Origin of the sequence: Campylobacter concisus (genome assembly GCF_902460595.1) — a bacterium.
GTDB classification, from domain to species: Bacteria; Campylobacterota; Campylobacteria; order Campylobacterales; family Campylobacteraceae; genus Campylobacter_A; species Campylobacter_A concisus_BL.
In genome coordinates this window covers 955,758-964,990 of sequence record NZ_CABPVA010000001.1, presented here as the reverse complement: position 1 = coordinate 964,990, position 9,233 = coordinate 955,758, and the positions used below count along the sequence as shown (strand labels likewise).

Annotated in this window: 9 protein-coding genes; 4 read left to right on the top strand and 5 right to left on the bottom strand. The window is 41.6% G+C overall.

What is annotated here, in order from left to right:
• Nucleotides 1-242 precede the first annotated feature (242 nt).
• Nucleotides 243-749: a DNA-deoxyinosine glycosylase gene (locus F3G86_RS04650; protein ID WP_103598847.1), complete on the bottom strand. Its 507-nt coding sequence runs from the start codon at nt 747-749 to the stop codon at nt 243-245.
• Nucleotides 750-847: 98 nt separating this feature from the next.
• Nucleotides 848-4,429, bottom strand: coding sequence for a pyruvate:ferredoxin (flavodoxin) oxidoreductase (gene nifJ / locus F3G86_RS04645; RefSeq protein ID WP_149723116.1), 3,582 nt, complete (start codon nt 4,427-4,429; stop codon nt 848-850).
• Between the two features lie 156 nt (nt 4,430-4,585).
• Between nifJ and F3G86_RS04640 the strand changes: the two genes are divergently transcribed.
• The 4 genes from F3G86_RS04640 to fldA all read left to right on the top strand — a co-directional run bounded on the left by F3G86_RS04640 (nt 4,586) and on the right by fldA (nt 7,420).
• Nucleotides 4,586-5,752, top strand: coding sequence for a sugar transporter (locus tag F3G86_RS04640; protein ID WP_149723115.1), 1,167 nt, complete (start codon nt 4,586-4,588; stop codon nt 5,750-5,752).
• 136 nt (nt 5,753-5,888) lie between these two features.
• A complete protein-coding gene (locus F3G86_RS04635) occupies nt 5,889-6,200 on the top strand; it encodes a DUF2325 domain-containing protein (protein WP_002939277.1) in 312 nt (103 codons plus the stop codon).
• Nucleotides 6,201-6,203: 3 nt separating this feature from the next.
• The gene (locus tag F3G86_RS04630; protein ID WP_103598842.1) at nt 6,204-6,917 is read left to right on the top strand and encodes a UDP-N-acetylmuramate--alanine ligase; all 714 of its coding nucleotides are present in this window, start codon (nt 6,204-6,206) and stop codon (nt 6,915-6,917) included.
• 11 nt (nt 6,918-6,928) lie between these two features.
• Complete coding sequence (gene fldA, locus F3G86_RS04625; protein ID WP_103598841.1) at nt 6,929-7,420, top strand: flavodoxin FldA; 492 nt, start codon at nt 6,929-6,931, stop codon at nt 7,418-7,420.
• A 29-nt stretch (nt 7,421-7,449) separates the two neighbouring features.
• Here the strand turns inward: fldA and F3G86_RS04620 are convergent, their stop codons facing one another.
• The 3 genes from F3G86_RS04620 to F3G86_RS10760 form a co-directional block, all read right to left on the bottom strand.
• Nucleotides 7,450-8,187, bottom strand: coding sequence for an amino acid ABC transporter ATP-binding protein (locus tag F3G86_RS04620; RefSeq protein ID WP_021089416.1), 738 nt, complete (start codon nt 8,185-8,187; stop codon nt 7,450-7,452).
• Nucleotides 8,187-8,855, bottom strand: a complete 669-nt coding sequence (locus tag F3G86_RS04615; RefSeq protein ID WP_021089366.1) for an amino acid ABC transporter permease — start codon at nt 8,853-8,855, stop codon at nt 8,187-8,189. Before F3G86_RS04615 ends, F3G86_RS04620 begins: the two co-directional genes overlap by 1 nt.
• Nucleotides 8,856-8,866: 11 nt before the next feature.
• The coding region (locus F3G86_RS10760) for a hypothetical protein (RefSeq protein WP_223228543.1) at nt 8,867-9,233 on the bottom strand (367 nt) is incomplete at its 5' end.

Below are 9,233 nucleotides of genomic sequence, written 5' to 3'. Positions count from 1 at the left end.
CATATATAGAGCCATGTAAAATTTATGCAATAGATAGCAATATACAAAGAGCATCATCTATAAAAAGCGGAATAAATTTGATAAATAGTGAGAATAAAAACAGATTTATCCAAAAATTTAACGAAGTAAAGCAAAGAGTTGGACTAGATAGTAAAGAGGTTAAACTAGAAGTGGGGTAGGGAGCGATATTCTAGTTTTATATTTTGGCGTTTGTAATAACAGGTAAGCAAATTAGCTAAATTTTAGCTATCTCTTAATGTATTTGTTACTACTTTCCATTCGCATTTGAGCTTTTCAAGGCTAAATTTGGCATTTGCAGGGCTGGTTGATGGCAGTTTTATCACTTCATTTTTTGTTGCTTTTATGATCTCATCTTCTAAATATTTTTTGCAAATTTCATAAGCTTTGCCGCCGTTTGCGTAAACTTGCGTGATATTTGCCTCTTTAAATAAAGGCCTTAAATTTACAGGTACGATCTTGCTCATTTTTGCGTCGCTTGAGCCCTCTATCTCGCATGATATCGCAGAATCATATATTGCGATGTGATGGGAAAGTAGAAATTTTATCTTTTCATCCTTGCTTTCTGGCAGCTGAGCGTTTAATATCCCAGCTAACACCCGCCAAAAGCGGTTTTGCGGATTTGTATAATAAAAGCCAAATTTACGAGAGATGACAGATGGAAATGAGCCTAGGATCAAAATTTTAGAGTTTTTATCAAAGATTGGCTTGAAAGGGTGCGTATGGCTCATTTTTCACCTTCTAAATTTGAAAATTTGGCCGCAAAAAAAACGGCTAAATTTAATGAAATTTTCTCTTGCCGTTTAAATTTGGCAAGAGAAATTTAAATTTACTCAGCGCTTTGAGTAGTCTCCGCGCTAGTTTCGACCTCGTCGCTAAAGTCTGCTAGGCTAAGGCGTTTTAGTTGGCGGTAGCGTCTTTGTGCATCGGCTTTGTTTTTAGCTAGTAGCTCGTCTGCGTGTTCAGGGTTGGTCTTTTTAAGCGAGTTGTAGCGAACTTCGTTTAGCAAAAACTCTTCATAAAGCGACCAGTCAGGCTCTTTTGAGGTGATTTTAAGCGGATTTTGCCCCTCTTTTAAAAGACGCGGATCGTATAGATATGTCGGCCAGTATCCGCATTTTGTAGCGAGCTCGCCTTGGCCGCCAGAGAGCGCCAAGCCGCCTTTGATACCGTGAGCGATGCACGGAGAGTAGGCGATGATGAGGCTTGGGCCGTCATAGGCTTCGGCCGCTGCGATCGCTTTTATCACGTTTGCTTGGCTTGCGTTTGAGTTGATCTGCGCTACAAATATGTTTCCATAAGTCATCGCGATGTAGCCAAGGTCTTTCTTTTGAGCTGGTTTGCCGCTAGCTGTAAATTGTGCTATCGAGCCAGCGCGGCTTGATTTCGAGCTTTGACCGCCAGTGTTTGAATAAACTTCGGTGTCAAGCACTAGCACATTTACGTTCTCGCCGCTTGCTAGCACATGGTCAAGTCCGCCAAAACCGATGTCATACGCCCATCCGTCGCCACCGATGATCCATTGCGACTTTTTGACGAGAAATTTCTTAAGCTCTAAAATTTCTTTTACGCCTGGTGCGCTTAAATTTTGCTCTAAAATAGGCAATAAATTTTTCGTGATCTCTTGCGTTTTAACGCCATCATTTTTGAAATTTATCCAGTCGTTGTAAAGCGCTGAAAGTGCGTTTGGCACGCTATCTATGTTGTTTCTCATGATATCTTCGATACGGTGGCGCATAGTCTCCATCGCCACGTTCATACCCATGCCAAACTCGGCGTTATCTTCAAATAGCGAATTTGCCCAGGCAACGCCCTTGCCTTCGTCATTTGTGGTGTATGGAGTAGATGGAGCTGAGCCGCCATATATCGAACTACAACCAGTCGCGTTTGCCACGATCATACGCTCGCCAAAGAGCCTTGTAATAAGCGTGATATACGGAGTTTCGCCACATCCCGGGCAAGCGCCGTGAAATTCAAAGAGCGGCTTAGCAAAGCCAACGCCTTTAACACTCTCTTTGTTCATGAGATCGTCTTTGTAAGCGACCTTTTTAAATAGATAATCAGCATTTTCTTGCTCGTTTTTGCCTAGCTCTTCTTCAAGCGGCACCATGACGAGCGATTTTTCCTTGCTTGGGCAGTTTTGCGCGCACAGCTCGCAGCCGGTGCAGTCTAGTGGGCTTACTTGGATTTTATATTTTAGCCCCTTGACCTCTTTGCCTTTGGCCTCTAGGTTGTGCTCTTTGACGCCATCAGGAGCTGCGTTAAGCTCGTTTTCGTCTATCAAAAATGGCCTGATGACGGCGTGCGGGCAGACAAATGCGCACTGGTTGCACTGGATGCAGTTTTGCTCGATCCATTTTGGCACCATTACGCCAACGCCACGCTTCTCGTAAGCCGTCGTGCCAGCTTCAAAGTGGCCGTCCTCGTAGCCTATGAAGGCTGAGACTGGCAGGCTGTCACCGCGAGCTGCATTTATCGGTTTTACGACGTTTTCGATGAAGCTGTTGCCGATGTATTTTTCCTCTTTTTGAGCGTCGTCTGTTAAATTTGCCCACGCAGGATCAACCGGCACTTTTATGAGCCCATTTGCGCCAACGTCGATAGCGTTGTAGTTCATCTGCACGATCGCCTCGCCTTTTTTAGCGTAGGCTTTGTGAGCGTACTCTTTCATATATTTTTGCGCATCTTCAAATGGTATGATGTCTGCAAGCTTGAAAAATGCCGACTGCATTATGGTATTTGTGCGGTTTTTAAGGCCGATATCGTGTGCTAGCTTTGTTGCGTTTATGATGTAGAAATTTATATTTTTGCTAGCTAAAATTTTCTTAACTTTATTTGGCAGCTTCGCTATGGTCTGCTCTGCGTCCCATATAGAATTTAATAAAAATGTGCCGTTTTCTCTGATGCCGTCAATCACGTCGTAAATTTCAAGATATGCTGCGACTGAGCAGGCTACAAAGTGCGGGTTTGAGACGAGATAGGTCGAGCGGATCGGCTTTTTGCCAAAGCGAAGGTGCGAGCGTGTGTAACCGCCTGATTTTTTACTATCGTAGGCAAAATATGCCTGTGCGTAAAGATCGGTCTTATCGCCGATGATCTTTATCGAGTTTTTGTTTGCGCCCACGGTGCCATCAGCGCCAAGGCCGTAAAATAAGCACTCTTTAACGCTCTCGTCGCTTAGTGAAATTTTCTCTCCAGTCGGTAGTGACGTAAAAGTTACGTCATCAACGATACCCACTGTAAAGCCATCTTTTGGCTCGTTTTGGTTTAAATTTTCAAATACAGCTAGCATCTGCGCAGGATCGACGTCCTTTGAGCTTAGGCCGTATCTGCCGCCAACTATGATCGGGGCGTCCTTTTGGCTATAAAATGCAGCTTTTATATCAAGATATAGTGGCTCGCCAAGGCTGCCAGGCTCTTTTGTACGGTCAAGAACGGCTATTTTTTTCACGCTCTTTGGCATCACGTCAAAAAGATACTTCGTGCTAAATGGGCGGTATAAATGCACCTTGATGATGCCCACCTTTTCGCCTTTTGCGTTTAGATAATCAACGACCTCTTCAAGAGTTTGTGTAACTGAGCCTATAGCTACGATGACGCGCGTAGCATCTGGGTCGCCGTAGTAGTTAAACGGCTTGTAGTCTCTGCCAGTGATCTTTGAAATTTCAGCTAAGTAGTTTGCCACGATATCTGGCACTGCGTTATAAAAGCGGTTGCTTAGCTCTCTTGTTTGAAAGTAGATATCATCGTTTTGCGCTGTGCCTCTTGTTTTTGGGCTCTCTGGATTTAGCGCTTCGTCTCTAAATTTCTGTAGCGCCTCTCTGTCAAGAAGTCTATCAAAGTGCGCGTAGTCAAGCACCTCGACCTTTTGAATTTCATGGCTCGTTCTAAAGCCGTCAAAGAAGTGTAAAAATGGCACACGGCCCTTGATCGCTGCTAAATGCGCCACGCCAGCGATATCCATCACCTCTTGCACTGAGCCGCTTGCTAGCATCGCAAAGCCAGTTTGACGACAGGCGTAGATGTCTTGGTGGTCGCCAAATATTGAAAGAGCCTGCGCTGCTAGTGAGCGTGCTGAGACGTGGATGACGCCAGGAAGGAGCTGGCCTGCTATCTTATACATATTTGGAATTTTTAAAAGTAGGCCTTGAGAAGCTGTGTAGGTCGTAGTTAGCGCACCAACTTGTAGCGAGCCATGCACCGTGCCAGCTGCGCCACCCTCGCTTTGCATCTCGACTACTTTTACTGGCATACCAAATAAATTTTTCTTGCCCTGCGCTGCCCAAAGGTCAGTGTAGTCAGCCATAGGCGAGCTAGGAGTGATAGGGTAAATTCCAGCTACTTCAGTAAATGCGTATGACGCGTAAGCTGCGGCCTCGTTTCCGTCCATAGTTTTCATTATTTTTGACATATTTCCGCCTTAAAATTATCTTAAAAATGGCTTTATTATAAAGAAATAATCCAAAATTTGTCATTAATCTCTATCATTAAAAAATTAAAATTTATAAATAACTAAGATGTAAGTCAAATTTTAATATCGTAGGGGCAAAGTAAAAAGGATGAAATTTTGATAAATATTCATAAAATAGCCTATCTAAGGGTTATCGCGCTAACCTTTGCAGCTTTTATATTTAATACAACTGAGTTCGTGCCGGTGCCGCTTTTAAGTGACATAGCGAAGGATTTTGAGATGAGCACGGCTGATACTGGGCTCATCATCACGATATATGCGTGGAGTGTGACGATACTCTCGTTACCTTTTATGTTGCTAACTGCAAATTTAGAGCGAAGGTCGCTACTTTTAAAGGTTTTTATCATTTTTGTCGCTTCTCACGCACTTTGCGCTGTTGCTTGGAATTTTACTGTTTTAGTCATAGCTCGCGTGCTAATAGCCATCGCACACGCCATATTTTGGTCGATCACCGCTTCGCTTGCCGTTAGAGTTGCGCCTATCAATAAAAGCTCGCAGGCTCTGGGACTTTTAGCACTTGGCACATCGATGGCGATGATACTTGGCTTGCCACTTGGCAGGATTTTAGGCGATAGCTTGGGCTGGCGTGTCACATTTGGGCTCATAGGAATTTTTGCTGTGGGCGTTGGCGCTTGGCTATATAAAATTTTGCCGCTTTTGCCTAGCAAAAACTCAGGCTCGCTAAAGAGTTTGCCAGAGCTTGCAAGAAATGGCTTTTTGATGGTGATATTTTTGCTAACAGCTATCGTTATCAGTGCGCATTTTAGCACCTATAGCTACATCGAGCCGTTTGCTAAAGATATAAGCGGTTTTGATGGTAAATTTATCACTATATTTTTGCTTTTGTTTGGCGTAGCCGGTATCGTAGCAAGCGTGCTTTTCTCTAAATTTTATAAGCTCATACCAAATGCTTTTACAGCTACCTCAATAGCGATCATTTTAGCCTGCTTGCTGACGTTAAATTTCATCGCTACAAATGAGAGTTTGATGCTTGCGCTTGCCTTTATCTGGGGGCTTGGCATAGCTGGGATAAATATGAGCTTTCAGATAAAGGTACTAAATTTAGCCTCAAATGCCACGGACGCTGCGATGGCGATATATTCAGCCATTTATAATATCGGCATAGGAGCTGGCGCGCTAATAGGTCATCAAACGATAGTTCATCTTGGTGAGCAAAATATTGGCAATGTTGGCAGCGTTTTTGCAGCGGTTGGACTTGTCATCTTTCTCGTTGCGGCGGTTAAATTTAAAAAGGCTAATTAAATTTAGCCTTTTTAAAAAACCAAAAACGTTACAAATTTCTACAAATAAGTGATAATAAATATCATAACTAAGAATAATTTTAGCTAAGCTTTTTTATAATCGTTATCAGAAAACGAATAAATTTTAGGAGCTTGTTATGTCAGTTTTAGTTATCGGAGCAGATGAGATCACGCCTATTAAGGCTGTTTTGCATGATTTGGGAGCTGAAAAGATAGAGCACTGGGACGCTAGAAACGAAAACCGCGTAAATCGCAAGCCGATCCCACAAGACACCGAGTGCGTGGTGATGCTAACTAGCTTTTTAAACCACAACACGATGAAGACTATTAAAACTCAAGCAAAAAAGAGAAATATCCCTATCGTTTGTGCAAAAAGAAGCGTTAGTTGCGTATTTTGCGAGTATTGTAAGGTCTTTGGCCTAGATAAGGAATTTGGATGCAAAGAATAATCGATGAAGTTCGGGTTTTTATCAGATATTGGCGAAATAACTCCAAGTATTTTTGCAAAGCTTGACAAGCTTTCGCGTGCGAAAATTTTTATTGCACTTTATAATGTTGGCGTAGAGAGCGAGCTGAAGATCCCGCTTTCTTACGCTAAATTTCTAAATTTCAAAGATATTTTTGATGCTAGGATAAATTTCTTACTGCGCGATAAATTTTTAAATTTTAAACCAGTTGATAGCTTTTGCATACCTTCAAACATCATCATAAATGGCTACTTAAAAGATGATCTCTCAAATATCAAATTTATAGCAAAAGAGCCAAAGATGGCCGCTGCAAAGATGATAAAAATGCTTTATAGAAGCGGTAAATTTGAGCTTTGCATAGATGCAGCGCAGATGTTTTGTCAATTTGTTTATGATAAAATACGCCTCCGCCATCAGGACAAAGAGGTCGTGCTAAATGGCGGCGTCATCTCGGTCAAAAAAGATGGCAAAAATTTACTCAATGTCATGCCAAGCTTTAAAAAAGTGAGCTTTGATGATATGAGAAATTTAAACGACGACATCGATGCAGCCGTTTGCGCGCTTGGTAGTGAGTGCGAGATGGTTTATATCGTCTGCCCTAGAAATGAGGAATTTAGGCGGCATGTTGAGGTTAGGCACTGCTTTGCAAGAGGGTGCATAAAGCTCGTGCCTTATACGATTATTAGTAAAATTTTTTAAAAAGGATAAAAATGATAGGTATAGTTTATGGAAGTAGCATGGGAAATACCGAAGATGCAGCAAAGCTTATAAGCGAGGGTTTGGGGCTTGAAAACGAGCTTTTAAACGTCTCTGATGTGGACGCAGCAAAGATAAATAGCTTTGATAAGCTCATTGTTGGCACATCGACCTGGGGTAGCGGCGACCTGCAAGACGACTGGGACGCATTTGACTTTAAAGCGTTAAATTTAAGTGGCAAAACGGTCGCTGTTTTTGGCATGGGCGATAGCGAGAGCTACTCAGATGAGTACTGTAACGGCATGGCAAAGCTTTACGATGAGGTCGTAAAAGCTGGCGCAAAGGTAGTGGGTGAGGTTAGCACTGATGGATATACATTTGATGGTTCTGATGCCGTAAGAAATGGTAAATTTGTGGGTCTAGCGCTTGATGCTGATAACCAAAGTGACAAGACTGAGGGTAGAATTTCAGCTTGGATCGAGCAGATAAAACCATACTTTGCATAGTTAAATTTAGCTAGATCTTCTAGCTAAATTTATATATCCATAGCCGAGATAAAGCTTTTTATCCTCTCATTTTGGCTGTTAAAAAACTCATCTACTAAGCCATCAAACGCGATCACGCCTTTATCTAAAAACAAAATTCTATCAGCTATCTTTCTAGCAAAATTCATATTATGAGTGACGATGATCATAGACTTTTTCTCTTTTGCAAGAGATAAGATGACCTTTAAAACTTCAGCCTCTAGCTCTGGATCTAGCGCACTTGTAGGCTCATCAAGTAGCAAAAAGTATGGATTTACAGCTAGCGCTCTAGCGATGGCTACACGCTGTGCTTGTCCGCCTGAGAGCCTGTTTGGATAGGTATCTTCTTTGTGGCTAAGACCAACTTTAGCTAAAAGCTCTTTTGCCTCTTTTATCGCCTCGTTTTTATCCTTTTTTTGAACATAGATCGGAGCTTCGGTGACATTTTGAAGTGCTGTTAGGTGCGGGAAGAGGTTGAAGCTTTGAAAGACCATGCCTGTTTTTTTGCGAATTTCTAAAAGCTCTTTTGAGCTAAGCTTCTCTTTAAAATTTACACTCCTATCATCTACCTCTAAAGTGCCACTTTGTGGGATCTCAAGTAAATTTATGCATCTAAGAAGCGTTGATTTGCCACAACCAGATGAGCCAACTATCACGGTCGTTTGCCCCTCTTTAAAGCTTGTATTTATGTTATCTAGCACCAAATGATCGCCGTAAGATTTGCTTATATTTTTAAAATTTATAGCCATTAGACATACCTTGAGACAGCTTTTTCAAGCCTTGATTGAAGATAGGTTAAAAGTGTGCAAACCACTAGATAGATGAGTGCTGCTAGGATGTAGAGGATGAGTGGCTCAAAGGTTCTTGCTGCGATCCTTTGAGCGACCATAAACATATCTACCATCGTTATAGAAGCTGCTAGTGAAGTGTCTTTAACAAGGCCTATAAATGTGTTTGAAAGCGGAGGGAGTGAGATCCTCACTGCTTGAGGCGCGATGATGCGTTTTAAAATTTGATAGTGCGTCATGCCAAGCGATGTGGCGGCCTCCCACTGACCTTTTGGCACAGAAAGTATGGCAGCCCTTACAGATTCAGACGCATAAGCGCCCACGTTTAGGCTAAATGCGATAGTCGCCGCACTCCAAGTATCAAGCGTGACGCCGATGCTAGGAAGTCCGTAAAATACAATAAAAAGCTGCACAAGAAGCGGCGTGCCACGAAATATCCAAACATAGGTGGCAAATATAAATTTTAAAATTTTTATATTTGAAAGCCTTGCTACTGCTGTGATAATGGCGATGACAAGCCCTAGCGAAAACGAGAGCAAAGTAAGTGGGATCGTCACTTTTAAAAGTGCGATGATCATCGGTAGCGTCGAGCTTGAAACAAGCTCGATCACTCTATCTAAATTTTCCATTTTTGCCTTAACTATTCCTTATTTTTGAAGATATAAAAAAACATACATAAAATTATTATGAAAAATATAATTGGTAGATATATGTTGAAAGCTTCTAGGTTACTCTCTGAACCAAATAGTGGCAATATGCCTTTTGCTTTTTGTAAAAACTCAACACTTAATAAATTTAGATAATCATTCCAAACACTTAGAAGCGCAATGAATTGAAATAAAGTTATAAATAAGAGTATTTTATTTTGTCTTTGCTCCATTTTGGAGCTTTTCTTGGTGTAAATTCTTGCTAGATAATCTTTAAAATAGACAACATATTCGTTTGAAGTTTTGATCATATTTTCTATATTCCATTTTTCTTCTATTGCGTGGTAAATTTTACTATCG

Bases quoted from the DNA above. Each gene is read 5' to 3' on its own strand.
- F3G86_RS04650 (WP_103598847.1), bottom strand. From the start codon at position 749: ATGAGCCATACGCACCCTTTCAAGCCAATCTTTGATAAAAACTCTAAA.
- nifJ (WP_149723116.1), bottom strand. From the start codon at position 4,429: ATGTCAAAAATAATGAAAACTATGGACGGAAACGAGGCCGCAGCTTAC.
- F3G86_RS04635 (WP_002939277.1), top strand. From the start codon at position 5,889: ATGTCAGTTTTAGTTATCGGAGCAGATGAGATCACGCCTATTAAGGCT.
- F3G86_RS04630 (WP_103598842.1), top strand. From the start codon at position 6,204: ATGAAGTTCGGGTTTTTATCAGATATTGGCGAAATAACTCCAAGTATT.
- fldA (WP_103598841.1), top strand. From the start codon at position 6,929: ATGATAGGTATAGTTTATGGAAGTAGCATGGGAAATACCGAAGATGCA.
- F3G86_RS04620 (WP_021089416.1), bottom strand. From the start codon at position 8,187: ATGGCTATAAATTTTAAAAATATAAGCAAATCTTACGGCGATCATTTG.
- F3G86_RS04615 (WP_021089366.1), bottom strand. From the start codon at position 8,855: ATGGAAAATTTAGATAGAGTGATCGAGCTTGTTTCAAGCTCGACGCTA.